This is a genomic window from Bradyrhizobium sp. WCU1, assembly GCF_053474805.1.
In genome coordinates, this window is sequence record NZ_CM130280.1 from 4,612,013 (window position 1) to 4,635,164 (window position 23,152).

General features: G+C 65.4%; 23 protein-coding genes. 15 read left to right on the forward strand and 8 right to left on the reverse strand.

Annotation, left to right across the window (positions count from 1 at the left end):
• The first annotated feature begins 44 nt into the window (after positions 1-44).
• The 9 genes from ACTUWL_RS21295 to ACTUWL_RS21335 all read left to right on the forward strand — a co-directional run bounded on the left by ACTUWL_RS21295 (position 45) and on the right by ACTUWL_RS21335 (position 9,121).
• Positions 45-1,961, forward strand: coding sequence for a M3 family oligoendopeptidase (locus ACTUWL_RS21295; RefSeq protein WP_021078553.1), 1,917 nt, complete (start codon positions 45-47; stop codon positions 1,959-1,961).
• 250 nt (positions 1,962-2,211) lie between these two features.
• Positions 2,212-2,364, forward strand: coding sequence for an aa3-type cytochrome c oxidase subunit IV (locus ACTUWL_RS21300; RefSeq protein WP_021078552.1), 153 nt, complete (start codon positions 2,212-2,214; stop codon positions 2,362-2,364).
• A gap of 144 nt (positions 2,365-2,508) precedes the next feature.
• The gene (locus ACTUWL_RS21305) at positions 2,509-3,633 is read left to right on the forward strand and encodes a Re/Si-specific NAD(P)(+) transhydrogenase subunit alpha (protein ID WP_021078551.1); all 1,125 of its coding nucleotides are present in this window, start codon (positions 2,509-2,511) and stop codon (positions 3,631-3,633) included.
• Positions 3,634-3,644: 11 nt separating this feature from the next.
• Entirely contained in the window at positions 3,645-3,962 is a 318-nt protein-coding gene (locus ACTUWL_RS21310; protein ID WP_016841609.1) for a proton-translocating transhydrogenase family protein, read from the forward strand.
• Positions 3,963-4,006: 44 nt separating this feature from the next.
• Positions 4,007-5,404: an NAD(P)(+) transhydrogenase (Re/Si-specific) subunit beta gene (locus ACTUWL_RS21315; protein WP_021078550.1), complete on the forward strand. Its 1,398-nt coding sequence runs from the start codon at positions 4,007-4,009 to the stop codon at positions 5,402-5,404.
• A 309-nt stretch (positions 5,405-5,713) separates the two neighbouring features.
• Positions 5,714-6,520, forward strand: coding sequence for an alpha/beta hydrolase (locus ACTUWL_RS21320; protein WP_035651138.1), 807 nt, complete (start codon positions 5,714-5,716; stop codon positions 6,518-6,520).
• Positions 6,521-6,575: 55 nt separating this feature from the next.
• Positions 6,576-7,673, forward strand: a complete 1,098-nt coding sequence (locus ACTUWL_RS21325) for a calcium:proton antiporter (RefSeq protein WP_021078548.1) — start codon at positions 6,576-6,578, stop codon at positions 7,671-7,673.
• 40 nt (positions 7,674-7,713) lie between these two features.
• On the forward strand, positions 7,714-7,998 hold the full coding sequence (locus ACTUWL_RS21330; RefSeq protein WP_021078547.1) for a cupin domain-containing protein: 285 nt from the start codon (positions 7,714-7,716) through the stop codon (positions 7,996-7,998).
• A 250-nt stretch (positions 7,999-8,248) separates the two neighbouring features.
• Positions 8,249-9,121, forward strand: a complete 873-nt coding sequence (locus tag ACTUWL_RS21335) for a hypothetical protein (protein ID WP_021078546.1) — start codon at positions 8,249-8,251, stop codon at positions 9,119-9,121.
• A gap of 258 nt (positions 9,122-9,379) precedes the next feature.
• On the opposite strand, the gene ACTUWL_RS21340 is transcribed toward ACTUWL_RS21335, so the two are convergent.
• On the reverse strand, positions 9,380-10,042 hold the full coding sequence (locus ACTUWL_RS21340) for a tetratricopeptide repeat protein (RefSeq protein ID WP_021078545.1): 663 nt from the start codon (positions 10,040-10,042) through the stop codon (positions 9,380-9,382).
• Positions 10,043-10,156: 114 nt separating this feature from the next.
• The gene (gene rpsU, locus ACTUWL_RS21345; RefSeq protein ID WP_021078544.1) at positions 10,157-10,453 is read right to left on the reverse strand and encodes a 30S ribosomal protein S21; all 297 of its coding nucleotides are present in this window, start codon (positions 10,451-10,453) and stop codon (positions 10,157-10,159) included.
• Between the two features lie 264 nt (positions 10,454-10,717).
• Here rpsU and aqpZ point away from each other — a divergent pair, with 264 nt between their 5' ends.
• The gene (gene aqpZ / locus ACTUWL_RS21350) at positions 10,718-11,440 is read left to right on the forward strand and encodes an aquaporin Z (RefSeq protein ID WP_021078543.1); all 723 of its coding nucleotides are present in this window, start codon (positions 10,718-10,720) and stop codon (positions 11,438-11,440) included.
• Positions 11,441-11,729: 289 nt separating this feature from the next.
• Here the strand turns inward: aqpZ and ACTUWL_RS21355 are convergent, their stop codons facing one another.
• Entirely contained in the window at positions 11,730-12,836 is a 1,107-nt protein-coding gene (locus ACTUWL_RS21355; RefSeq protein ID WP_021078542.1) for a 5-(carboxyamino)imidazole ribonucleotide synthase, read from the reverse strand.
• Entirely contained in the window at positions 12,833-13,321 is a 489-nt protein-coding gene (gene purE, locus ACTUWL_RS21360) for a 5-(carboxyamino)imidazole ribonucleotide mutase (protein WP_021078541.1), read from the reverse strand. Before purE ends, ACTUWL_RS21355 begins: the two co-directional genes overlap by 4 nt.
• A 298-nt stretch (positions 13,322-13,619) precedes the next feature.
• On the opposite strand from purE, the gene ACTUWL_RS21365 reads away from it, so the two are divergent.
• Positions 13,620-14,183, forward strand: a complete 564-nt coding sequence (locus tag ACTUWL_RS21365; RefSeq protein WP_291735677.1) for a GGDEF domain-containing protein — start codon at positions 13,620-13,622, stop codon at positions 14,181-14,183.
• A 110-nt stretch (positions 14,184-14,293) separates the two neighbouring features.
• Here ACTUWL_RS21365 and ACTUWL_RS21370 read toward each other — a convergent pair whose 3' ends face one another.
• The 3 genes from ACTUWL_RS21370 to ACTUWL_RS21380 all read right to left on the reverse strand — a co-directional run bounded on the left by ACTUWL_RS21370 (position 14,294) and on the right by ACTUWL_RS21380 (position 15,181).
• Complete coding sequence (locus tag ACTUWL_RS21370; protein ID WP_021078539.1) at positions 14,294-14,545, reverse strand: hypothetical protein; 252 nt, start codon at positions 14,543-14,545, stop codon at positions 14,294-14,296.
• 17 nt (positions 14,546-14,562) lie between these two features.
• The gene (locus tag ACTUWL_RS21375) at positions 14,563-14,784 is read right to left on the reverse strand and encodes a hypothetical protein (RefSeq protein WP_021078538.1); all 222 of its coding nucleotides are present in this window, start codon (positions 14,782-14,784) and stop codon (positions 14,563-14,565) included.
• 190 nt (positions 14,785-14,974) lie between these two features.
• Positions 14,975-15,181 carry a YdcH family protein gene (locus ACTUWL_RS21380; protein WP_035651135.1) on the reverse strand — a complete coding sequence of 69 codons (207 nt, stop codon included), beginning with the start codon at positions 15,179-15,181 and terminating at the stop codon, positions 14,975-14,977.
• 240 nt (positions 15,182-15,421) lie between these two features.
• Here ACTUWL_RS21380 and ACTUWL_RS21385 point away from each other — a divergent pair, with 240 nt between their 5' ends.
• Positions 15,422-15,607 (forward strand): YdcH family protein, encoded by a 186-nt coding sequence (locus ACTUWL_RS21385; RefSeq protein WP_021078536.1) that lies wholly within the window; start codon positions 15,422-15,424, stop codon positions 15,605-15,607.
• Positions 15,608-15,700: 93 nt separating this feature from the next.
• Here ACTUWL_RS21385 and ACTUWL_RS21390 read toward each other — a convergent pair whose 3' ends face one another.
• Complete coding sequence (locus ACTUWL_RS21390; protein WP_035651132.1) at positions 15,701-16,804, reverse strand: NAD(P)/FAD-dependent oxidoreductase; 1,104 nt, start codon at positions 16,802-16,804, stop codon at positions 15,701-15,703.
• A gap of 258 nt (positions 16,805-17,062) precedes the next feature.
• Here ACTUWL_RS21390 and ACTUWL_RS21395 point away from each other — a divergent pair, with 258 nt between their 5' ends.
• The 3 genes from ACTUWL_RS21395 (at position 17,063) to ACTUWL_RS21405 (ending at position 23,146) form a co-directional block, all read left to right on the forward strand.
• On the forward strand, positions 17,063-19,750 hold the full coding sequence (locus ACTUWL_RS21395) for a sensor domain-containing protein (protein ID WP_021078534.1): 2,688 nt from the start codon (positions 17,063-17,065) through the stop codon (positions 19,748-19,750).
• A gap of 346 nt (positions 19,751-20,096) precedes the next feature.
• Entirely contained in the window at positions 20,097-21,623 is a 1,527-nt protein-coding gene (locus ACTUWL_RS21400) for an ABC-F family ATP-binding cassette domain-containing protein (protein WP_035651129.1), read from the forward strand.
• Between the two features lie 56 nt (positions 21,624-21,679).
• Positions 21,680-23,146: a glycerol-3-phosphate dehydrogenase gene (locus ACTUWL_RS21405; protein WP_021078532.1), complete on the forward strand. Its 1,467-nt coding sequence runs from the start codon at positions 21,680-21,682 to the stop codon at positions 23,144-23,146.
• The last annotated feature ends 6 nt before the right edge of the window (positions 23,147-23,152 follow it).

Below are 23,152 nucleotides of genomic sequence, written 5' to 3' on the forward strand. Positions count from 1 at the left end.
GCCGCCGCCGACATCTTTCCGATTGAACTAAGGTTTCGAACAAGATGACCTCGCGCTCCAAAACTGCCCCGAACAAGTCTGCTCCCAGCAAGGCCGCTCTCCGCAAGGAAGCCGCCATGCGCAAGACCGGCGCCCAACGCAAACCCTCCGCAGGCGGACCGGCGGCAAAAACGGCCGCCGGCAAGACCGGCAAGCTTCCGGAATGGAATCTGGCGGATCTCTACTCCGGTATCGACGCGCCGGAAGTCGGGCGCGACCTGCAGAAAATGGATGCAGATTGCGTCGCGTTTGAGACCGACTACAAGGGTAAGCTTGCTGAAAATACCGCTCGCGAAGGCGGCGGAAAGTGGCTCGCCGAGGCGGTCAGGCGTTACGAGGCGATCGACGACCTGGCCGGTCGTCTCGGCTCCTATGCCGGCCTGGTCCATGCCGGCGACAGCGTCGACCCGGCGATCTCGAAATTCTATGGCGATGTCTCCGAACGGTTGACGGCGGCGTCGGTGCATCTCTTGTTCTTCTCGCTCGAGCTCAATCGCGTCGACGATGACGTGATCGAGCGCGCGATGGCCGAACCGGCGCTCGGCCATTACCGGCCGTGGATCGAGGATCTGCGCAAGGACAAGCCGTACCAGCTCGAGGATCGCGTCGAGCAGCTGTTCCACGAAAAGGCGCAAAGCGGCTATGCCGCCTGGAACCGGCTGTTCGACCAGACCATCTCCGGCCTGCGCTTCAAGGTCTCGGGCAAGGAGCTTGCCATCGAGCCGACGCTGAACCTGTTGCAGGACAAGGCCGGCGACAAGCGCAAGGCGGCGGCACAGGCGCTCGCCAAGACCTTCAAGGACAATGAGCGCACTTTCGCGCTGATCACCAACACGCTCGCCAAGGACAAGGAAATCTCCGACCGCTGGCGCGGCTTCCAGGACGTCGCCGACTCCCGCCATCTCAACAACCGCGTCGAGCGCGAAGTGGTCGATGCGCTGGTCGCCTCGGTGCGCGCGGCCTATCCGAAGCTGTCGCATCGCTACTACGCGTTGAAGGCCGGCTGGTTCAAGAAGAAGAAGCTCCCGCATTGGGACCGCAACGCGCCGCTGCCGTTCGCGGCGACCGGCACCATCGCCTGGCCCGAGGCGCGCAACATGGTGCTGTCGGCCTATAACGGTTTCTCGCCGAGGATGGCCGAGATCGCGGAGCGCTTCTTCGACGATCGCTGGATCGATGCGCCGGTCCGTCCCGGCAAGGCGCCGGGCGCGTTCTCGCATCCGACCACGCCGTCGGCGCATCCTTACGTGCTGATGAATTACCAGGGCAAGCCGCGTGACGTGATGACGCTGGCGCATGAGCTCGGTCATGGCGTGCATCAGGTGCTGGCGGCGAAGAACGGCGCGCTGATGGCGCCGACGCCGTTGACGCTGGCGGAAACCGCGAGCGTGTTCGGCGAGATGCTGACCTTCAAGCGGCTGCTCTCCCAGACCAGGAACGCCAAGCAGCGCCAGGCGCTGCTCGCGGGCAAGGTCGAGGACATGATCAACACCGTGGTGCGGCAGATCGCGTTCTATTCATTCGAGCGCGCGGTTCACACCGAGCGCAAGAACGGTGAGCTCACCGCCGAGCGGATCGGCCAGCTCTGGCTCAGCGTGCAGGGCGAGAGCCTCGGGCCTGCGATCGAGATCAAGCCGGGCTACGAGACGTTCTGGATGTACATCCCGCATTTCATCCACTCGCCGTTCTACGTCTACGCCTACGCGTTCGGCGACTGCCTGGTGAACTCGCTCTATGCGGTCTACGAGCATGCGTCCGAGGGTTTCGCCGAGCGCTATCTCGACATGCTCGCCGCCGGCGGCACCAAGCATTACTCCGAACTGCTGCGGCCGTTCGGCCTCGACGCCAAGGACCCGAAATTCTGGGACGGCGGCCTGTCCGTGATCGCCGGCATGATCGACGAGCTGGAGGCGATGGGCTGAGGCCCATCAGCCTTCCGGCCCGTCCGGATCAGATTCGTTCGGCGCTTTTTGCGCCTCGCGGCATGACCATCCCATGACACCTGCGTTCGGCAGATCGATCCTGCCCGAGCGGCGGCCGCAAGGCCGGCACTTAAGGGGTGAATCGGGGACGATTTGCGCTCCAAATCACCCGATAGGGAGCGCGCCGTTGCCCTGCCAATCCGTTTGCGGTAATGGCTCGCAGAACGCGAATTTCTGACTGGGGACAGCAATGGCAGACCATAGCGAAGTGGCCTATACGACCGCCGACGGCAATGACTACGTGGCACATGAGCAGACCTATGAAGGGTTTCTCATGCTGGTCAAATGGGGCACGATCAGCGTCGCCATCCTCCTCGCTCTGATGGCCTATTTCCTGGTCTGATCCTTACGGTCGGCTAGCGGCATCGCCGTCCCGCGGCGGTGCCGGCATTCCTGTTCAACCCGGCTGTAAAAACCGGGGTATCCAATCTGGCGAAAATAACGCTAGTTTTAAGACGCGTGCGCCGCTCGCGCCGCCGGAGGGCCCATGAAGATCGCCGTTGCCAAGGAAATCGATCCGTCCGAGCCGCGGGTTGCGGTTTCGCCGGACACCATCAAGAAGTTCAAGGCGCTCGGTGCCGAGGTCGCGGTCGAGCCGGGCGCGGGTGTCAAGTCGGGCCTGCCTGATTCGGAGCTCACCGCGGCGGGCGCCACCGTCAGCGCCGATGCGCTCAAGGATGCCGACATCATCATCAAAGTGAAGCGGCCCGAGGCCTCCGAACTCTCCAAATACAAGCGCGGTGCGCTGGTCATCGCGATCATGGACCCCTACGGCAACGAGGCCGCGCTGAAGACGATGGCCGATGCCGGCGTGTCGGCGTTTGCGATGGAATTGATGCCGCGCATCACCCGCGCCCAGGTGATGGACGTGCTGTCGTCGCAGGCCAATCTGGCCGGCTACCGCGCCGTGATCGAGGGCGCCGAAGCGTTCGGCCGCGCCTTCCCGATGATGATGACCGCCGCCGGCACCGTTCCGGCGGCCAAGGTGTTCGTGATGGGCGTCGGCGTCGCCGGCCTGCAGGCGATCGCGACCGCGCGGCGGCTGGGTGCCGTCGTCACCGCGACCGACGTGCGGCCCGCCACCAAGGAGCAGGTGGAATCCCTCGGTGCGAAATTCCTCGCGGTCGAGGACGAGGAGTTCAAGAACGCGCAGACCGCCGGCGGCTACGCCAAGGAGATGTCCAAGGAGTACCAGGCCAAGCAGGCCGCGCTGACCGCCGAGCACATCAAGAAGCAGGACATCGTGATCACGACCGCGCTGATTCCGGGCCGTCCGGCGCCGAAACTCGTCTCCGGCGAGATGGTGAAGTCGATGAAGCCCGGCTCGGTGCTGGTCGATCTCGCCGTCGAGCGCGGCGGCAATGTCGAGGGCGCCAGGCCCGGCGAGGTCGTCGAGACCGACGGCGTCAAGATCGTCGGCTACACCAATGTCGCCGGCCGCGTCGCCGCTTCGGCCTCCAGCCTCTATGCGCGCAACCTGTTCTCGTTCATCGAGACGATGGTCGACAAGGCCAACAAGGCACTCGCGGTCAATTGGGACGACGAACTGGTGAAGGCCACCGCGCTGACCAAGGACGGCGCCGTCATCCATCCCAACTTCCAGCCGAAGTAAGGAGAGAAGCCATGGAGCATCTCGCGCAGGCCGTTGATCCCTTCGTGTTCCGGCTGTCGATTTTCGTCCTCGCCGTGTTCGTCGGCTATTTCGTGGTGTGGTCGGTGACCCCCGCGCTGCACACGCCGCTGATGAGCGTGACCAACGCGATCTCCTCGGTGATCGTGGTCGGTGCGCTGCTCGCGGTCGGCGTCGGCATGGTGTCGAGCGGCTCGGGCTGGGCCCGCGGCTTCGGCTTCGTCGCGCTGATCTTCGCCTGCGTGAACATCTTCGGCGGCTTCCTGGTCACCCAGCGCATGCTGGCGATGTACAAGAAGAAAGCCAAGTAACGGCAACCACCTCGGGGTGAGTTAAGAATTTGGGGGGACCTGAGATGAGCGCCAATCTCTCTGCACTGTTGTACCTCGTGGCGGGGGTGCTGTTCATCCTGTCGCTGCGCGGCCTGTCGAGCCCGGCGTCGTCGCGCCAGGGCAACATGTTCGGCATGATCGGCATGGCGATCGCGGTCGCCACCACGCTGGCGAGCCATCCGCCGGCCGACGGCGTGGCCTGGCTGCTGGTGATTGTCGCGGTCGCGATCGGCGGCGGCATCGGCGCCGTGATCGCACGCCGGGTGCCGATGACCTCGATGCCCGAGCTGGTCGCCGCGTTCCACTCGCTGGTCGGCATGGCCGCGGTGCTGGTCGCCGCCGGCGCGTTCTACGCGCCCGAGGCCTTCGATATCGGTACGCCCGGCAACATCCATCCGCAGAGCCTGGTCGAGATGTCGCTCGGCGTCGCGATCGGCGCGCTGACCTTCACCGGCTCGGTGATCGCGTTCCTGAAGCTGTCGGCGCGGATGAGCGGCGCGCCGATCATCCTGCCGTTCCGCCACGTCATCAACATCGTGCTGGCGCTGGCGCTGGTGTTCTTCATCGTCGGCCTCGTGCTTTCGGGCAGCGCGTTCGACTTCTGGATGATCACGATCCTGGCGCTGGCGCTCGGCGTCTTGATGATCATCCCGATCGGCGGCGCCGACATGCCGGTCGTGATCTCGATGCTGAACTCCTATTCCGGCTGGGCCGCGGCCGGCATCGGCTTCACGCTCGGCAATTCGGCGCTGATCATCACCGGCGCGCTGGTCGGCTCGTCGGGCGCGATCCTGTCCTACATCATGTGCCACGCGATGAACCGCTCGTTCATTTCGGTGATCCTCGGCGGCTTCGGCGGTGAGACCGCGGCGGCCGGCGGCGGCTCGGGCGAGCAGAAGCCCGCCAAGCTCGGCTCGGCTGACGATGCCGCCTTCATCATGAAGAACGCCTCCAAGGTCATCATCGTACCGGGCTACGGCATGGCGGTGGCGCAGGCCCAGCACGCGCTGCGCGAGATGGCCGACCTCCTGAAGAAGGAAGGCGTCGAGGTGAAATACGCCATCCACCCGGTGGCGGGCCGCATGCCCGGCCACATGAACGTGCTGCTCGCCGAAGCCAACGTGCCCTATGACGAGGTGTTCGAGCTCGAGGACATCAACTCGGAGTTCGCCCAGGCCGACATCGCCTTCGTGATCGGCGCCAACGACGTCACCAACCCGGCGGCGGAGGAGGACAAGACCTCGCCGATCTACGGCATGCCGGTGCTGCAGGTCTGGAAGGCCGGCACCGTGATGTTCATCAAGCGCTCGCTGGCGTCAGGCTATGCCGGCATCGACAATCCGCTGTTCTACCGCGACAACACCATGATGCTGCTCGGCGACGCCAAGAAGGTCACCGAGAACATCGTCAAGGCGATGTAGGCGGGCGGCGAGTGGCACTGAACCGGGAGTGGCATCGAGACCATCGCATGCCGCCCCGGGCGACGCGCGAGCAGCGCATCAGGTGGCATGTGGCGCATGCGAATGTTTGCGCGTGCCGGCCCGTTCCGGACAGCGTCAGGCTCGAGGTCGAAAAGCTGCTCGTTTCCAGGCGCAGGCCTGTCTCGCCGACCACCAAGAATCAGGGGCGGGACGAAAAACCGCGAAAACAACCCCATGCAAAGTAGCGATGGGGGCTCGCATCATCCGACACACCAAATCTAGAGCGGCAGGCGGGATTTGCGCGTGGTGCTGACGATCATGAAATGGCTGCTGATCGTCGCCGCGGTCGTCTATCTCGGGGGCCTTGCGGTGCTGTACGTCAAGCAGCGCGAGATGCTGTTTCCGATTCCGCCGGTGGGACGGACGGCGCCCGCGGCCGCCGGCCTTCCCGAGGCCGAAGAGCATGTCCTGACCACGGATGACGGCGAGAAGGTCATCGTCTGGCACGTGGCGGCGAAGCCCGGCCGGCCCGTCGTGCTCTTCTTTCCTGGCAATGGCGATTTCCTTGCCGGGCGGGTCGCGCGCTTCAAGGCGATCACCGCCGACGGCACCGGGCTGGTGGCGCTGTCCTATCGCGGCTATGCCGGCTCGAGCGGATCTCCGAGCGAGCAGGGCCTGCTGCGTGACGCTGCGGCAGCCTACGCGTTCACCACTGCGCGCTACCGTCCCGCTGAGATCGTGGCCTGGGGATTCTCGCTCGGCACCGGCGTTGCGGTCGCGCTTGCCGCCGAGCATCCGGTCGGCCGGCTGATCCTGGAAGCGCCCTACACGTCGACGGCCGACGTCGCCGGCGCGATTTTCTGGTTTGTGCCGGTCAGCCTGCTGATGCGGGATCAATTCCATTCAGACCAGCGAATCACTGGGGTCACGGTGCCGCTCCTGATCATGCATGGCACCGACGACCCGGCGATCCCGATCCGTTTCGGCGAGCGCCTGTTCGGCCTCGCTCACGAGCCCAAGCAGTTCGTGCGGCTGCCCGGCGGCGGGCACGACAATCTCGACGAATTCGGTGCGATGGGGACGGTGAGGCCGTTCATCGACGCCGCAAGAGGCTGACGGCGGCGCTTGTCTATCGCATAATCGCGGCAGTCGAATTGAGAGGTCTGACGATATGAGCGCACACGGACCGATGCCACGGTCGGCCTGGCTGTATCCCGTTCTGGCGGTGCTGTTGTTTGCCGCGGTCTCGGCCACCGGCTACAGTTTCGCGCCGTCGGCGGCCGGCTGGGTGTTCGCGGCCGTGCTGCTGGTGATCCTGTTCGGCACCGTGTTCGCGGCCGTGCATCACGCCGAGATGATCGCCGAGCGGATCGGCGAGCCGTTCGGCACGCTGCTCCTGACGCTGGCCGTGACCATCATCGAGGTGGCGCTGATCTCGACCATCATGCTCGGCGATACGCCGGCCCCGACGCTGGCGCGCGACACCGTGTTTGCGGTGGTGATGATCGTCTGCAACGGCCTGGTCGGGCTCTGCATCTTCATCGGCGGCATCCGCTACCGCGAGCAGGATTTCCAGATCACCGGCGCGAATCTTTACCTCAGCGTGCTGTTCGTGCTCGCGACCATCACGCTGGACATGCCGAATTTCACGCTGACCGCGCCCGGCCCGATCTATTCCACGGCCCAGCTCGCCGTGATCAGCGTCGTGACCCTGCTGCTCTATGCGGTGTTCCTCTACACCCAGACCATCCGCCACCGCGATTACTTCGTCAGCGGCGCCAACGAGGCGGCGGCGCATGGCGAGGTGATGTCGGACCGTGAGACCGCGATCAGCGTCGTCCTGCTGCTGGTGTCGCTGCTGGCGGTGGTGCTGCTGGCCAAGAAATTCTCGCTGGTGGTCGATGTCGTCACCGTCAAGATCGGTGCGCCGCCGGCCTTTGCCGGCCTGGTGGTGGCGGCCCTGATCCTGCTGCCGGAGAGCGTCGCCGCCGTGGCGGCGGCGCGCAAGAACGACCTGCAGAAGAGCATCAACCTCGCGCTCGGCTCCTCGATCGCGACGATCGGGCTCACGGTTCCCGCGGTGGCCCTCGCCGCCTATGTGCTCGACAAGCAGCTGGTGCTCGGGCTCAGCAACCAGCATATGCTGATCCTGCTGCTGACCTTCATGGTCAGCATGCTGACCTTCGGAACCGGCCGCACCAACATCCTGTTCGGGCTCGTTCACATGGTGGTGTTCGCGGTGTTCGTGTTCATGGTTTTCGTGCCGTAGGGCATGATTCGCTCAAGCAAGAAACTCGGAGAAAATGACGATGCTCAGCGCCAAATCGGAGGTGCAGGTGGATACGGCGGAGGTTCGCGTCACCGAATGGCGGCTCGCGCCGGGCAGCGCCACCGGCCACCACACCCATGAGATGGACTACGTCATCGTACCGATCACGGCCGGGGAGATGACCATCGTGGCGCCGAATGGCGAGCGCTCGAAGGCGCAGCTTGGGGCCGGCAAGTCCTACTTCCGCAAGGCCGGGGTTCAGCACGACGTGCTGAACGAGACGGCCAGCGAGATCGTGTTCCTGGAGGTTGAACTCAAGCCCTGACGCCGTGCTTAACCCTGCGCGCGCCGAATGGCAGGTCCGAGCCGGCGCGGCTGTGGAAATTCATAACCCGTTAACGGCTGCACGATGAATTGAGAGGTGGATGCGGCCTACGCAGGGGGCGCCTCCGCTGAAACCAAAGTGACACCAAAGGTGACGTCGGAACGGGGGTTTGCCACCGATCCGTCGCAGTTGATCCCTGAATGTGCCTCAAAGTTCCAGCATGAAATAACGGGGTGGGGAGTGGCAGGTCATGCTGAGTTACCTGAAGAAATTCGTGATGGACATCTTACCCTCGGTGGCAGCGACCATCATCGGGGCGTACATCGTCAATCACTACATCGTGTCCAAGCCGGAGGCGCCCGCCGCCGCAGCCGTGACCACGGCCGTCGATCCGAAAGCCGCCGCCAAGCCCGCCACCGTGGTCAGCAGCCTTCCCGAAGCCGGTGTGAAGGCCAAGGGCATGTCCGAGCGCACGCTGATCGAGCGGTCGGCGTCCGAGAAGGCGACCGTCACCGAGAAATCCGCCGACCAGAAGCCTGACGCGCCGGCTGATACCGCCAGCATTCCCGCCGACGCCCGTCATCATCCGGCTGCGCCGAAGGCGGTCGCAAAGGTGACGCCCGCCGCGCCGCAGCCGGCCGCGCCTGCTACCACGGCTGCACCGGTCGAGGCCGCCGCCACGCCGGAGGAAAACCGCGACGCCAACGATCTGGCGCGCGCTGCCATCGAGCGGCTGCGCAAGGAACGCCCGCAGGAAGCGGCGCGCTCCCAGGACGCCGCGCGCTCCCAGGATGCGCCGCGCACCGATCTTGCCCGTCTGCCTGACGCGCAGCGCCCCACTGCTTCGTCGGCGATCCGGCCGTTGCCGCCGCCGATCATGGTGTCGAACCCGTCCAGCGACAATGCCGATCAATCCTCGCAGCCGCGTCCGCCCTACGCCGCCAGCGCGCAGGATTCGAACCGGCTGACCCCGCCGGCCGACATTCCGGTCCCGGTGATCCAGGCGCCGCTCGACCTGCGGGCCGACGCGACGATGGCTGCGCCGAAGAATGAGCACAGCTCGGTGACCGACGACATGTTCTCCGGCATGAGGTCGATGTTCCACGCCGTCCTGCCGAAGTAAGCGTCCTGCCGAAAGCAGCCTGAGACTAAAGCGAGTTTGATTGAATCGGCTTTGCGCGGTCTTGGTTCACCTCTCCCCGCCGGGGAGAGGTCGGATTGCGCCTGGTGATGCGAAGCATCGTCCAGTGCAATCCGGGTGAGGGCTCTTGCTCTCTCGATCGACCGTCACCCCTCACCCGATTTGCTGCGCAAATCGACCTCTCCCAAGGGAGAGGTGAACTTTCGACGCCGTTACAGCTCAACCGAATCTCATCAGGCCTTATCCGCCCGTGCGCACCAGCCCGCTGCGCGCGTTGCCGTCGCCGGGCCGTAGCGCCAGCGCGCGGTTGTAGGACGCTGCCGCCTTGGCCTTGTCGCCGAGCCGCTCATAGGCTTGGCCGCGGGCGCTCCACGCCGCAACATTGTTGGGATCGGCCTGCACCGCCTCATCGAGGTCGGTGGCGGCCTGCTTGGCCTTGTCGAGCGCAAGGTAACTGGTGGCGCGGCCGACCAGGGGTTCGGCCCTCTGCGGCGACAGCCCGCTGGCCGCCGTGAAATCGTCGATCGCCTGCTGATGCTGTCCGCGGCCCTGGTAGATCAGGCCACGGCCGTACAGCGCCTGGATGTTGTAGGGGTCGGCGGTCAGCGCTTGCTCGAACTCCGCCTGCGCCTCGTCGATCTTGCCGGAACGCGCCAGCACCTGGCCGCGCGTGACGTGATCCCTGGCGCTGCTGATGTCCTGTGGCGTGATGGTGTCGGCAGCCGGCTTGCCGGCGGCGGCAGCAGCCGGTTTCGGCTTGTCGTCCAAGCCCCATGAGCCGAGGTCGAAAGAGCAGCCCCCGAGCGGCAGGCCGAGAACCATTGCGATGATGATGGATTGCGCCGCGCGACTGCGGTCGAATGGTGCGGGAAAGCCAGTGCGGGGTGCCCGAGCATCCGTCATGCAAAATGCTCTTGCCGGTAATCTTGCATGGGTGCCCCGGAACGCGGCTTTGCATCAAAACGACAACGCGGGCCCATGGCCCGCGCTGTTAGACTTCCAGATCGGCAAAACGGTTCAGCGGGGGCCGCGGCCAGCGCCAGCGCCACCGGGACGGCCGCCGCGGTCGCCACCGGGACCAGCGCCGAACACCGGCTTCGGCTTCATTGGCAGCAGGCCTTCGCGCTGCAGCTTCTTGCGCGCCAGCTTGCGAGCGCGGCGCACGGCTTCGGCCTTTTCGCGGGCCTTCTTCTCAGAGGGCTTTTCGTAGTGACCGCGGAGCTTCATCTCGCGGAAAATGCCCTCGCGCTGCATCTTCTTCTTCAGCGCCTTCAGGGCTTGGTCGACATTGTTATCGCGGACGAGAACCTGCACGCGGCATCCTCTTTTGAATTGATCGGTTCGGAATTCTGGCGGGGTAAAGGGGCGGCAAAAGGCCTGCTTCTTAACCCTAGGCGCGCGCATGTATCAGACAAACGCGCAGATGTCCACCGGTCGAGTGACTTTCGGGCCTAGTAAAGCCACGAAATGGGGCGAAAATGCCTTTGTGCGGCCCTGATTTGGGTGGTTTGGCGCCAGGATCGAGGCCGTTCCCGGAGTTTTGGATAACCCGGACATTGGAAATAGGGGAGATGCCACATGGATATGAAGAAATACGCGGCCGAGCTGATCGGTACGTTCTGGCTCACATTCGCTGGCTGCGGCAGCGCTGTCATTGCGGCCGGCTTTCCGCAGGTCGGGATCGGCCTGGTCGGCGTGTCATTGGCCTTCGGGTTGAGCGTGGTGACCATGGCGTACGCGATCGGCCACATCTCCGGTTGCCACCTCAATCCGGCGGTGACGGTCGGGCTCGCCGCAGGCGGGCGTTTCCCCGGCGGCCAGGTGCTGCCCTACATCATCGCGCAGGTCATCGGCGCGATCGTCGCGGCCTGGCTGCTCTATGTGATCGCCAGCGGTGCGCCCGGCTTCGATGTCAGCAAGGGCTTCGCCTCCAACGGCTATGACGCGCATTCACCCGGCCAGTACAGCATGGTGGTCTGCTTCATCATGGAGGTCGTGATGACCATGATGTTCCTGTTCATCATCATGGGATCGACCCACGGCAAGGCGCCTGCCGGCTTCGCGCCGCTCGCCATCGGCCTCGCGCTGGTGATGATCCATCTCGTCAGCATTCCCGTCACCAACACCTCGGTGAACCCGGCGCGCAGCACCGGTCCGGCATTGTTCGTCGGCGGCTGGGCGCTGGGGCAGCTCTGGCTGTTCTGGGTCGCGCCTTTGATCGGCGGTGCGCTCGGCGGCGTGATCTATCGCTGGCTCAGCGACGAGCCGACCGGCGTCGTCGCCGGCGTCAAGACTGCGTGATGTGATTGGCGAATGGGATCGTGAGCCTCACGATCCCATTTTCGTGCAGAGCGTGATGCGATTAGGTTGGTGTAGAGCGGCAGCCGAGTCCACCTCTCCCTTGGGAGAGGTCGGCGCGTAGCGCCGGGTGAGGGATTACGGTCTCTCGTTAGAGCTGCGGCCCCTCACCCGATTTGCTGCGCAAATCGACCTCTCCCCGTCGGGGAGAGGTGAACCGCAGCCGTGGTCAAACCAGTTCAACTTAAATGATGCGAACGTGGGATTCGGGACACCAGCAGGTCTCAATCGGCTATGACTTGCGCGGCGGCGTCACTTCGGTGACGTGGCCCATCTTGCGTCCCGGGCGCGGCGTGCCTTTGCCGTACAGATGCACGGTCGCGCCGGGAACGGTGAGCCACTGCTCGTAGCTCAGAATGTCGTCGCCGATCAGGTTGGTCATGGTGACCTCCCCATGGCGCACCGGCTTGCCGAGCGGCCAGCCCGCGATCGCGCGGATGTGCTGCTCGAATTGTGAAATCGAGGCGCCGTCGAGCGTCCAGTGGCCGGAATTGTGCACGCGCGGCGCGATCTCGTTGACCAGCACCGTCGCTTTGCTGCCATTGCCGGGCACCACGAACAATTCCACCGCAAGCACGCCGACATAGTCGAGTGCGGATGCGATCTTTTCGGCGATCGCGCGCGCCTGCGCGGCAAGCTCCTCGGGGATCGCGGCCGGCACCCGTGAAAATTTCAGAATGTGATCGCGATGCTCGTTCTCGGTGACGTCGAAGCACTCGACCTCGCCGGACGCGGAGCGGGCCGCGATCACCGAGATCTCGCGCTCGAACGGCACGAAGGCTTCGAGAATGGCCGACTTGGTGCCGAGGTCGTCCCAGACCTGTTCGATGTCGTCGCCGGCGCGGATGATGGCCTGGCCCTTGCCATCATAGCCGAAGCGGCGGGTCTTGATCACGGCCGGCAGGCCGATCCGCTCGATCGCGGCGCGCAGCGTGGCGACAGAGGAGACGTCGGCATAATCGGCGGTGCCAATGCCGAGCTTGCTGACGAAATCCTTCTCGATAAGGCGGTCCTGCGTGGTCTCGAGGATCTTGTATGCCGGCAGCACCGGGCGGCGCGCGGCAAGCACCATTGCGGTCGCGGCCGGCACGTTCTCGAATTCATAGGTGACGACGTCGACGTCGTTGGCGAACAGCTCGAGCGCCTCGACGTCGGCATATTCCGCGCAGGTGGCGTGCTGCACCACGTCGAAGGCCGGCGAGTCCGGATCCGGCGAGAACACCTGGCAGCGCAGCCCGAGGCGCGCTGCGGCCATCGCCAGCATGCGGCCCAATTGTCCGCCGCCGAGGATTCCGATGGTGTCGCCCGGCTTCAGCTTCACAGGGTTCGAAGCCGTCACGCCGAGGCCTCCGGGTGTTCCTTGACCGCATCGGTCTGCGCCTTGCGCCATACTGCAAGGCGGGCCGCGAGTGCAGGATCATTGAGCGCGAGCACGCTCGCCGCGAGCAGCGCGGCATTGATCGCACCCGCCTTGCCGATTGCCAGCGTCCCGACCGGGATGCCGGCCGGCATCTGCACGATCGAGTACAGCGAATCGACGCCGGACAGCGCTTTCGACTCCACGGGAACCCCGAACACCGGAAGCTCCGTCAGCGCGGCCGTCATGCCCGGCAGGTGGGCGGCGCCGCCGGCGCCGGCAATGATCACCTTGTGACCGGCCGCCTTGGCGCCCTTGGCAAAGGCAAAGAGCCGATCCGGGGTGCGGTGCGCCGAAACGATGCGCGTTTCGCAGGCAACACCCAGCGCGGCCAGGGTCTCGGCGGCATGGCGCATGGTTTCCCAGTCGGACTGGCTTCCCATGATGATGGCGATCGGAGCGGTCATCTCTTCAATTCTGTGCAGGAATCCAAAAGCATAGGCCGATTATAGGGACGGCCCGGTTCTCATCCAAGGCGTGGCAAGGGAGTCAGAATGGACTATCCTGTCTTGGTGAATCCCGGCAAGCCTTCATAAGCAGGCCTCAACAAGGATGCGCATGAAGAAAAAGACCACGGCGGCCGCCTCAGGGGCCGCAAAGCGACGAAAAAGCGCGCCCGCCGCGCGCAACCCGGGGCCGGGCAGAACTGGAACCAAGGCGACTGGAACCAAGGCGGCTGGAACCGAAGCCTCCACGCGAGGCGCGGTGGCCTCCAGCGATAAATCCACCATCCGCAGGTTGCGGACGCAGCTGGCGCGGGCCCAGGCCCGGATCGAGGAGCTGCAGACCTCGGCCGAGACCGACTTCCTGCTCGACATCTTCAATCGTCGCGGCTTCGAGCGCGAGCTCGCCCGGTCGCTCTCCTTCATCAAGCGCTATCAGGCGTCCGGCGCGCTGATCGTGCTCGACGTCGACCGCCTCAAGCCGATCAACGATGCCTTCGGGCACGCGGCCGGCGACGAGGTGCTGAAGACGATCGTTGCCGCGATATCGGACCAGATACGTGCCTCCGACGTGATCGGCCGCCTCGGCGGCGACGAGTTCGCGGTGCTGCTGTGGAATCTCAGTGAGACTGACGCGCGTGCCAAGGCGGCTGCGCTGGAAGACGCGATCGATCGCCTGAGCTTCGTGTTCCGTGGCAGCCGCGTCTCCGCGGGCGCCTCCGCAGGCGTTGCGATCATCACCGCGCATTCCGATGTCGACCGCGTTCTCGATGAGGCCGACCGTGCGATGTATGTCCGCAAGGCGCAGCGGCGCCATGAGTCCTAAGAGAATCCCAGAGCAGGATGAGTTTTGGTTGAATCGGCCTGGCGCGGTCTCGGTTCACCTCGACCTCTCCCAAGGGAGAGGTGAACTCTCGAGGCCGTCATCCCCAGCGGTTACAGCGCGCTGAGATCTTCAGGCACGTTGCCGTAGGCGCGCAGCAGCTTGGCATCGCCGAATTCGCCGATCGCGGGATCGCCGGTGCGGCTGAACGCGACGGCGCCGATGCTGCCGGGCATCCGCGACATCGTTTCCGCCCGGCGCATGGCGATCGCCGAACTCTGGCATTCCTCGCCGCTGCCGGCGACCGGCGTGCCGTCCTCGTCCTGCATGAAGGGCAGTGCCACGTAATAGGTCACGTCAGCCATTGCCGTACTCCCGGAGATCAGGCGGCGTCGCTTGCCGCGTCGCTCGCCAACTGGGTTCGCGCCGGCACGCAGCCGGCCGTGATCGCGGCCTGCAATTCCTCGAGCTCGGCTTCCAGATATTCGTTGGCCATGATCAGCGCCTTGATGGTGCTGCGCAGGTTGCCGTCGCACATCGCGATCGCCTGGTCGCAGGCCTTCTCGTAGTGGGTGTGCTCGGGCAGGGAAGGCGGTGCGGACATGGCGAAACTCCCTCTGATGGCTGGCTGGAGGCTGCGTCAGTATGTTCTTATTTTGTTCTTTTGGAGTCAAGCGCCGAAAACCGCGCCCGCGTCCGTTGCCGCGAACGTGAAGCCGGCCGGGTGCTGTGGATGACGGGGAAAACCCCCGACCGACCTGAACCGGCGGGCCGCCGAACCCGGCTGGCGCGCCTCAGGCGATGATGTCGGGCGTGATCTGGTCTTCGATGAAGGCGATGCGGTCGCGCAATTGCAGCTTCCGCTTCTTCAAGCGCTGCAGCATCAGGAGATCCGGCGCTGGCGACTGATGCAGCGCGTCGATCGCGGCATCGAGGTCGCGGTGCTCTTGTTGCAGACGCGCAAGCTCGGAGAGGAGTTCGCGCTCATCCTGATCGTTCATGGTTGCGTATTGACTGGTAAGCACGACGAGGTTGTTGCGGCCGAAGCAGCCGCTCGCCGGAATATCCTCCCTGCGGGCGCGCTGCGCAAGCCGGACCGGTTCCATAGTCACGATTGGTTACAGATAAACCGAAATGCGTGCGTGCGGCATTTCGCGTCCCCCATCGACAGCGCCGCCCACTTGTGTACACTCAGGAGTCCGGATCGAACCTGAGGTTTAACGCACCGAGGAGTGTTCGCAATGGCAATACAGGCCCATCTCGTTGAGCTGGAGCGTAAGCACAAAATACTCGAGAACGAACTGCACGAAGCGCTCGTTCACCCCTCCGTAGACGACCTGCACATTTGCGAGCTGAAGCGCCGCAAGCTCATGGTCAAGGACCAGATCGAACGGTTGAGACTCTCCACCGACGACACGGTCCACTAAGTCACCGTCCCCGCAAACTAGCGAATAATCTGGCCTTTCACCGAGGGATGAGCGCGGAAGCGCGTCTCCCTCGGGAGGGTTTGCTGCATTTGCTCAGAGCCCTGCCAGCTCGCCGACGTGGTCGGCGACCGCGAGCGACGACGTCAGCCCGGGCGATTCAATCCCAAACAGGTTGATCAGGCCGGCGACGCCGTGATCGGTCGGCCCCTGGATCAGGAAATCCTGGGTCGCCACCGCCGGCGGCACGATCTTGGGCCGGATTCCCGAATAGCTCGGCATCAGCGCGCCATCCGGCAGGGTCGGCCAGTATTTTCGGATCGCCGGATAGAACCGCTCGGCGCGAGCCGGGTCGACCGCATAATCGATGCGATCGATCCACTCGACGTCGGGGCCGAACCGTGCCTGTCCGGCCATGTCGAGCGTCAGGTGCACGCCGAGCCCGCCGGGCTCCGGCACCGGATAGATCAGGTGCGAGAACGGCGCCCTGGCGCTGCAACTGAAATAATTGCCCTTGGCCAGATAAGCCGTTGGAATCAAATCGATCGGCATGCCCTCGACATTGCGCGCGATCGCCGTCGCGCCGAGGCCGGCGGCATTGACCAGGAGATCGCAGGCGAGCGTCATCGGCGCTGCGCCGCCGGCTTCGACCTCGAACCCGTTGGCCGTCGCCCGCGCGTGCAGCAGCGGGGTATGGAAGGCGAACGCCGCCCCGGCCGCCTCGGCGTCGCCGCGCAGCGCCAGCATGTAAGCATGGCTGTCGATAATCCCGGTCGAGGGCGACAGCAGCGCCGCGTCGCAATTCAGCGCCGGCTCCAGCTCACGCGCCGCCGCGCCGGACAACAGCTGCATGTCGTCGACCCCGTTGGCCGCGGCATGAGCCCGGATCGATTGCAATTTCTCGGTCTCCGCCGCTGTTGTGGCGACGATCAGCTTGCCGCAATTCTTGTGCGGGATGCCGTGCTCGGCGCAGTAGCGGTACAGCGCCCGCTTGCCGCTGACGCACATCCGCGCCATCAGGCTGCCGGCCTTGTAGTAGATGCCGGCGTGGATCACCTCGCTGTTGCGCGACGAGGTCACCGTGCCGATCGCTTCGGCCTCCTCGATCACAATCACTTCGCGGCCGGCCTGTGCCAGCCGGCGCGCCACCGCGAGGCCGATCACCCCCGCACCGACGATCACGCAATCAACCCTGTCCATCTTGTCCTTCAGGTCCGAATATTTCCGCGCAGCCATGCCCTGGCCGTTGCCGCCAACATCGTTCTGCCGATCCGATCGCATTCGGCAAGTGTTTGCGCCATCTCAATTAGTTGGGGAGCCATGCCCTGTTAGTGGAGCATTAATCATGTCAGGGCAATTGCCGTATATTAAGCGGCATTTCCCGGTTGCAGCCCTACGCGTTTACCCGATCCAAACCGCCGGAACCGGACACTCGCCCCGGAAATCCGCGGGTGATCGATGGCTGGCAGGAAGTGGCAGGCGGGCGGGAAGAATTGGATTCCGGCAAGGGCCGTCCTTTGCCTGGTCGCCGCCGTCGTGCCGTTCGGTGCAGCCCGGGCCGCCTCCGCCGCCTTTGCGCCCTCGACCTATCTCGGTGACCTCGATCCCGGCGTGGTCTGGGAGCTCCTGATCGGCAGCGTGGTGGTTGCCTCGTTCCTCGGTGCGATCGGGCTCTGGGTGCTCTCCGCCCTGCGCAAGGCCAAGCGCGCGCAATTGCGGCGCAACGCCTTTGTCTCGTCGGCCCTCAACCATCTGAACCAGGGCGTGGTGATGACCGATGCGCGAGAGCGGATCGTGTTCTGCAACGACCGCTATCTCGATATCTACGGCCTGTCGCGGGCCGACATCCGGCGCCACATGACCGGCACCGAACTGCTGGAGCTGCGCCGCGACCGCGGCGTGCTCGACGTCAGCGCCGAGGATTTCTTTGCGCGGGCCGCGACGCCCGAGGGGATGGTCACCGAGCTGCCCGGCGGCCGATCGGTGCTGGTGCGATATTTTCCGCTGCCGAACGGCGGCTCGGTCGCGACCCATCTCGACTGCACCGACCAGCGCAAGCTGTCGCGCAAGCTCGCCTCGACCACCCAGTTCCTCGAATCCGTGCTCGACAACGTGCCGGTCTGCGTCGCGGCCAAGAACATCGAGGACGGCCGCTACATCTTCGCCAACCGCGCGTTCGAGCGCTTCTCGCGCTTCTCGCGCGATCACATCGTGGGCAAGCGCGCCGACGAGATCTTCCGCCCCGAGACCGCCGTCAGCATCGACACGGCCGACCGCGCGGCGCTGAACGCACCGGAAGGCTATCATCGCAGCGAGTTCTCCGTCGAACGCGGTGCGGAGAAGCGCATCCTGGCGTCGAACCGGGTGATCGCCCGCAACGAAGCCGGCGAGCCGGAGTTCTTGATCGCGCTGTTCGAGGACGTCACCGACCGCCGCTCGCTGTCGCGCGAGCTCGAGAACAACAAGAAATTCCTCGAGCTCGTGGTCGACAACATCCCGGTCTCGCTGATCGTGCAGCGGGTCAGCGACGGCCGCTACCTCTTGGCCAACCGCAGCGCCGAAACGATCCTCAACCGCCGCCGCGAGGATGCCGCGGGCCTCACCGCGTCCGACATCTTCAACGCGCGCGAAGCCAAGCTGATCGTCGCCCGTGACGAGGCCGCGATCAGGAAGCGCAGCATGATCGCCGAGGAGCACCCGATCTCGACCAAGGACGGCCTGCGGCTGTTCCTGACCCGCCGCATGACCGTGCTCGATGATAGCGGCGAGCCGCAATATCTGATCAAGACCCACGAGGACGTCACCGACCGGCGCCAGACCGAGTCGCGGATGGCGCACATGGCCTATCATGACGGCCTGACCGATCTGCCGAACCGCTCAGCCTTCCTGCAGGCGCTGACCCAGATGATCGAGGCCTGCGACGGCACCGACGAGGAGTTCGCCGTGCTCTGCGTCGATCTCGACGGGCTGAAGGAGATCAACGACGTCTACGGCCATGCGATGGGCGACAAGGTGCTGATCGAGGTCGCGCAGCGTTTGCAGGCCGTGGCACGCGGCGGCGTGGTCGCGCGGCTGTCCGGCGACGAATTCGGCCTCATCATCGACGGCCGGCAGCCGGTCGCCGGCATCGCGCTGGCCGAGCAGGCCGGCGAGGCGCTCGGGCAGGATTTCCTGATCGACGGCAAATCGGTGCGCACCGGGCTCACCACCGGCATCGCTGTGTTCCCGCACAATGGATCCGACGCCGCCTCGCTGCTGGCCAATTCGGGCGCGGCGCTGTTCCGCGCCAAGGCGAAGTCGCGCGGCACGATCTCGATCTTCGAGCCCGAGATGGACCAGCAGATCCGCGATCGCCGGGTGCTGCATCAGGAATTGTCGGTCGCGATCAAGAACGGCGAGTTGTCGCTCTACTACCAGCCGCAGGCGGTCGCTGGCGCGAGCGTTGCGGGCAGCCAGATCATCGGTTTCGAGGCGCTGGCGCGCTGGCACCATCCGGTGCGCGGCTTCGTGCCGCCCAGTGACTTCATCCCGCTCGCGGAGGAGAGCGGCCTGATCGTCGAGATGGGCGAATGGATCCTTCGCGAAGCCTGCCGCGAGGCGGCCTCCTGGACGGTTCCGATGCAGGTCGCGGTGAACCTGTCGCCGGCGCAATTCACCCATGGCGACCTCGTCGGCTTGGTCCATTCGATCCTGCTCGAGACCGGGCTGACGCCCGATCGCCTCGAGCTCGAAATCACCGAGGGTGTGCTGATCGAGGATTTCGACCGCGGCCTGTCGCTGCTGCGCCGGCTGAAGGCGCTCGGCGTGCGCATCTCGATGGATGATTTCGGCAGCGGCTATTCCTCGCTGAGCTATCTGCAGGCGTTTCCGTTCGACAAGATCAAGATCGACCGCGCCTTCGTCATCAATCTCGGCCGCAATCCGCAATCGGCCGCGATCGTGCGCGCGGTGATCGATCTCGGCCACGGCCTTGAAATGTCGATCGTCGCCGAAGGCGTCGAGACCGAGGCCCAACTCGCCTTCCTTGCCGAGGAAGGCTGCGACGCGGTGCAGGGCTATCTGATCGGCCGGCCGGCTCCGATCGGTCAATTTGCCGCGCTGGTCGGCGGCGACCGGTTGGCCGAAACCGTGCGCAAAGCCGGGTAAATCCGCCTGACCCGTCAGGCCGGCCCCGCCGGCTGCGCTTGCCATCGGTTGCGCGTCCGGATAAATCTCGGCGCACCACAACTTTTTTGCCGAGAAAGGAGGGCTGCGTCGTGGCGAGATTCACTGATCCCCACCTCAAGCGTGGCCCCGTCAACGCCCTGCAGATGCGTTTGCAGGGCTGACCGGAAACTCGACTAAAATCTCTTCCTGGTCTGCCCTTCGTGGCCGTGCGGCGTCGAACTTGAGAGTTCGTGTCGCATTTGAATTCCTCGCCGCGCTCCGACACGCACATCCGATGGCTGGATGCCCGGATGCCGTGTTCGCCGGCAAGACCAGAGAATTGACCGTGTCCCTCATCAACATACGCAATCTCGGCGTGACGCTGAACGCGCCGCTGTTCTCCGAACTGAATTTCGCCGTCAATGCCGGCGACCGGATCGGCCTCGTGGCCGCCAACGGCCGGGGCAAATCCACGCTGCTGCGCTGTATCGCAGGCGCGATGGAGCCCAATGAAGGCGACATCACCCGCGCGCGCGGCCTGACCGTCGGCCACGTCGAGCAGGATGCGCCACTGAGCCTGCTGGACAGGGCGTTCCATGCCGCCGTCCTCGACGCGCTGCTCGCCGAGCAACGCGGCAGCGAAGGCTGGCGGGTCGACGTCGCCCTGCAATCGCTCGAGGTGCCCGAGGAACTGTGGGCAAGACCGCTCAAGCAATTGAGCGGCGGCTGGCTGCGCTTCGCCATGCTGGCGCGCACGCTGGTGACCGAGCCGGACCTGCTGCTGCTCGACGAACCGACCAACCATCTCGACCTCGCCAAGATTGGCCGGCTCGAGAGTTGGCTGAACACGCTGCCGCGTGAAATGCCGGTGGTGATCGCAAGCCACGATCGCGCTTTTCTCGATGCGACCACCAACCGGACGCTGTTCCTGCGTCCGGAGCGGTCGCAGCTGTTCTCGTTGCCCTACACCGCGGCGCGCGCTGCGCTCGACGAATTCGATGCCTCCGACGAGCGGCGCTATCAGCGCGACATGAAGGCGGTCCGGCAGCTTCGGCAGCAGGCCGCGAAGCTCAACAATCTCGGCATCAATTCCGGCAGCGACCTTCTGTTGTCGAAGACCAAGCAATTGAAGCAGCGCGCCGAGAAATTGGAGGAGACGGCGAAGCCGGCGCATATGGAGCGATCCGCTGGGACGATCCGGCTCGCCAACCGCGACACCCATGCCAAGGTTCTGATCAGGCTGAACAACGCTGAAGTCGCCACTCCCGACGGCAGGCCGCTGTTCAGGACCGGCCAGCAGTTCATCTGCAGGGGCGACCGGATCGCGCTGCTCGGGCCGAACGGCGCCGGCAAGACCCGGTTCGTCGCGGCGCTGCGGCTCGCGATCGGGACCCCCGAGGCGGCCGTCGCGGCGATCCGGGCCACCGAGTCCTTGGTGCTGGGCTATTGCGACCAGGGGCTGGCCGATCTCAGGGATGGCGACACGCCGATGCGCATGCTGACGCGGCGCTTCGAGGTCGGCGATCAGCGGGCCCGCGGCCTGCTCGCCGGCGCAGGCCTCTCGATCGAGATGCAGGGCCGTCCGATCGGGCGGTTGTCGGGCGGGCAGAAGGCGCGTCTCGGCATGCTGGTGCTGCGGCTGACCCAGCCGAACTTCTATCTGCTCGACGAGCCGACCAACCACCTCGATATCGAGGGCCAGGAGGCGCTGGAGGAGGAACTGATGGAGTGGCAGGCCAGCTGCCTCCTGGTGTCGCACGACCGCCAGTTCGTGCGGACGGTGGCCAACCGGTTCTGGGTGATCGAAGGCAAGAAGCTGATCGAGGTCGATGGGCCGGAACAGTTCTTTGCTTCGATTGGGGCTGCGCCGTGACGCATTTTTTGTGCGAACACGTATTTCGTTCGCATTGAAATGCGATAGCCGTTGGCATGGCGGACTATGACGTCGCGATCATCGGCGGTGGCCTGAACGGCACGAGCGTGGCTCGTGATGCGGCCGGCCGCGGCCTGCGCGTGATCCTGCTGGAGCAGGGCGATCTCGGCTCCGGCGCGTCGCAGGCCTCGCCGCGGCTGGTCCACGGCGACCTGGCCGGCCTGGAACGGCGGGAGTTCTTCCGCGTCCGGCGCGCGCTGAGGGAACGTGACGTCTTGCTGCGGATCGCGCCGCATCTGGTGCGGCCGGCGCGCTTCGTGATCCCGGCGCATGCCGAGGAACGGCCGCCCTGGCAATTGCGGTCGTTGCTGCTGCTCTACGAGCGGCTGGCTTCGCGCAGCGGCCTGCCGCGCTCGACAACCCTCGACGTCACCCACCATCCGGTCGGCCATGCGCTGAAACGGCCGTTCGGAACTGCGTTCGAATATTCCGACTGCGTCGCCGACGATTCCCGGCTGGTGGTGCTCACCGCCGTCGACGCGGCGGCGCGCGGCGCCGAGATCCGCACCGGTGCGCGCGTGACCCGGGCCGAGCGCGGCGAGACCTGGCGGCTGGTCGCGATCGATCGCGGCTATCGGCGGGTGATCACGGCGCGATCGCTGGTCAACGCCACCGGCGCATGGACCGCCTCCGTTGCCGACACCGTGCTGCGCGTGCCGGCGCCGCCGCTCGCGACCGTCCAGATCAGCCAGATCGTGGTGCGCCGCCTGTTCGATTGCGACAATGTCTATGCGTTCCAGAACCCCGACGGGCAGCTGATTTTCGCCAGTCCCTATGAGCGCGACTTCACCCTGATCGGTAGCATCACGCATGCCTTCAAGGGCGATCCCGCCATTGTCGCGATGGGCGTGCGGGAAGTGGCCTATCTCTGCGACGCCGCCAATCGTTATTTTCGCGAGCAGATCGCCCCGGTCGATGTGCTGCGGACGATCTCCGCCGCCAATTCCGTTATTGCGCCCGCGCGCCGGCACAGAAGCGATGGCGCTGCGTCGCTCGATTTCGGGCGCGGCAAGGCGCCGCTGCTCACGATGTTCGGCGGCGACGTGACAACCGCGCGGTGGCGTGCCGAGCGGGCGGTGTCGAAGTTCACGCGGTTCCATCCGATGACGCCGCGCTGGACCGCGACCGCGCCATTGCCGGGCGGCGAATTCGCCTGGCAACGGTTCGAGACCGAGGTCGACATCGCGCGCGACCACTGGCGCTTCCTCAGCGAGGCGCAGGCGCGCCGGCTGGTGGCCGCCTATGGGTTGAACGTGAAGGACGTTTTGGGGGACGCCAAAGCGAAGGCCGATCTTGGTCCCGCCTTTGGTGCTGAACTGACCGGTGCCGAGGTGCGTTACCTCATGCAGAAGGAATGGGCCCGCTTTCCCGATGATATACTGTGGCGCCGCTCCAAGCTCGGGTTGACCATGCCGCAAGCCGACCGCGACGCGCTCGCCGCGTTCATGACGAAGCCGGATTGAGGATCG

Excerpts from the sequence above, each read along its gene's own strand:
- ACTUWL_RS21325 (WP_021078548.1), top strand. The coding sequence starts at position 6,576 with ATGAGCGCACACGGACCGATGCCACGGTCGGCCTGGCTGTATCCCGTT.
- ACTUWL_RS21370 (WP_021078539.1), bottom strand. The coding sequence starts at position 14,545 with ATGGCTGACGTGACCTATTACGTGGCACTGCCCTTCATGCAGGACGAG.
- ACTUWL_RS21330 (WP_021078547.1), top strand. The coding sequence starts at position 7,714 with ATGCTCAGCGCCAAATCGGAGGTGCAGGTGGATACGGCGGAGGTTCGC.
- ACTUWL_RS21395 (WP_021078534.1), top strand. The coding sequence starts at position 17,063 with ATGGCTGGCAGGAAGTGGCAGGCGGGCGGGAAGAATTGGATTCCGGCA.
- ACTUWL_RS21335 (WP_021078546.1), top strand. The coding sequence starts at position 8,249 with ATGCTGAGTTACCTGAAGAAATTCGTGATGGACATCTTACCCTCGGTG.
- aqpZ (WP_021078543.1), top strand. The coding sequence starts at position 10,718 with ATGGATATGAAGAAATACGCGGCCGAGCTGATCGGTACGTTCTGGCTC.
- ACTUWL_RS21340 (WP_021078545.1), bottom strand. The coding sequence starts at position 10,042 with ATGACGGATGCTCGGGCACCCCGCACTGGCTTTCCCGCACCATTCGAC.
- ACTUWL_RS21385 (WP_021078536.1), top strand. The coding sequence starts at position 15,422 with ATGGCAATACAGGCCCATCTCGTTGAGCTGGAGCGTAAGCACAAAATA.
- ACTUWL_RS21390 (WP_035651132.1), bottom strand. The coding sequence starts at position 16,804 with ATGGACAGGGTTGATTGCGTGATCGTCGGTGCGGGGGTGATCGGCCTC.
- ACTUWL_RS21300 (WP_021078552.1), top strand. The coding sequence starts at position 2,212 with ATGGCAGACCATAGCGAAGTGGCCTATACGACCGCCGACGGCAATGAC.
- ACTUWL_RS21315 (WP_021078550.1), top strand. The coding sequence starts at position 4,007 with ATGAGCGCCAATCTCTCTGCACTGTTGTACCTCGTGGCGGGGGTGCTG.
- ACTUWL_RS21295 (WP_021078553.1), top strand. The coding sequence starts at position 45 with ATGACCTCGCGCTCCAAAACTGCCCCGAACAAGTCTGCTCCCAGCAAG.
- ACTUWL_RS21310 (WP_016841609.1), top strand. The coding sequence starts at position 3,645 with ATGGAGCATCTCGCGCAGGCCGTTGATCCCTTCGTGTTCCGGCTGTCG.
- purE (WP_021078541.1), bottom strand. The coding sequence starts at position 13,321 with ATGACCGCTCCGATCGCCATCATCATGGGAAGCCAGTCCGACTGGGAA.
- ACTUWL_RS21375 (WP_021078538.1), bottom strand. The coding sequence starts at position 14,784 with ATGTCCGCACCGCCTTCCCTGCCCGAGCACACCCACTACGAGAAGGCC.
- ACTUWL_RS21305 (WP_021078551.1), top strand. The coding sequence starts at position 2,509 with ATGAAGATCGCCGTTGCCAAGGAAATCGATCCGTCCGAGCCGCGGGTT.
- ACTUWL_RS21405 (WP_021078532.1), top strand. The coding sequence starts at position 21,680 with ATGGCGGACTATGACGTCGCGATCATCGGCGGTGGCCTGAACGGCACG.
- ACTUWL_RS21380 (WP_035651135.1), bottom strand. The coding sequence starts at position 15,181 with ATGAACGATCAGGATGAGCGCGAACTCCTCTCCGAGCTTGCGCGTCTG.